Annotated in this window: 2 protein-coding genes; both read left to right on the top strand. The window is 37.8% G+C overall.

Annotated elements, in window-relative coordinates; translation table 11 throughout:
• Positions 1-749 (top strand): IS3 family transposase (locus tag CCU_RS08030; protein ID WP_208896108.1); only part of this gene is annotated, 749 nt, incomplete at its 5' end.
• Positions 746-961 (top strand): IS3 family transposase, encoded by a 216-nt coding sequence (locus tag CCU_RS08025; protein WP_208896107.1) that lies wholly within the window; start codon positions 746-748, stop codon positions 959-961. The genes CCU_RS08030 and CCU_RS08025, both read left to right, overlap by 4 nt.
• Positions 962-1,065 lie beyond the last annotated feature (104 nt).

The following is a 1,065-nucleotide window of genomic DNA, read 5'->3' as shown; positions in this document are numbered from 1 at the left end:
CACATGCAAAGTATCAGATTATTTATGATACCATGCAAAAAAGCGATAATCTATTGAATGTAGCTGCCATGTGCGAAATAGCAGGAGTATCCCGTTCGGGATATTACCATTATCTATCAACAGAAAACCAGCGAATGGAAAGGGAGGAACGGGACAGACAGGATTTTCTTTTGATTCTGAAAGCATACCAGTACCGAGGATATCATAAAGGTGCCCGTAGCATATATATGAGGTTGTTACACATGGAACCGCCGATAGTGATGAATATCAAAAAAATCCGGCGGCTGATGAAGAAGTACAACTTACAGTGCCCTATCCGCAAGGCAAATCCCTATCGAAGAATGGCAAAAGCAATGGCAACTGCATATACCGCACCTAATATAGTAAACCGTGAATTCGAGGAACACGGACCAAGAAAAATTCTGTTAACGGATATCACGTATATTATAAATGGAAAAGCACCCCGGTGCTATATGTCAACAATTATAGATGCCTGTACCAAGGAGCTTCTGTCATGGGTTCTCAGCGAATCACTAGAAATTGATTTTGTATTAGAAACAGTAAAGCAGTTAATAGAAAAACATGGAACTGATTTAAGCACAGAAACATTAATACATAGCGATCAGGGTTCCCACTATACCAGCATTAAATTTATCCAATTGTTAAAGGATAACGAACTGAGACAGTCTATGTCACGTAGAGCAAACTGTTGGGACAATGCTCCTCGGAATCATTCTTTGGTCATATGAAAGATGAATTAGATCTATCAGAGTGCTACAGCTATGAGGAGATATTAAACGCAGTTAGGGATTGGACAGAATATTATAATACAGAACGTTATCAATGGGACTTAGCAAGGTTGTCACCTGTTGAATATTATCAATATCTGACAACAGGAATTTATCCACTGTTAAACCCTAAAGCAAAAGGTGAAAACAATCAATCAGAGGCATCACTTTGATGCCTCTACGCAACAAACAAATATAAAATAGAAATCTGAAAAGGAAAAGTCATAGTGTCCTTGACAAAGGGTACACTTTAATATAACGTTTTAATGATAACTTA

Origin of the sequence: Coprococcus sp. ART55/1 (assembly GCF_000210595.1) — a bacterium.
Classification (GTDB): Bacteria; Bacillota; Clostridia; order Lachnospirales; family Lachnospiraceae; genus Coprococcus; species Coprococcus aceti.
This window is presented reverse-complemented; position numbering and strand designations above follow the sequence as displayed.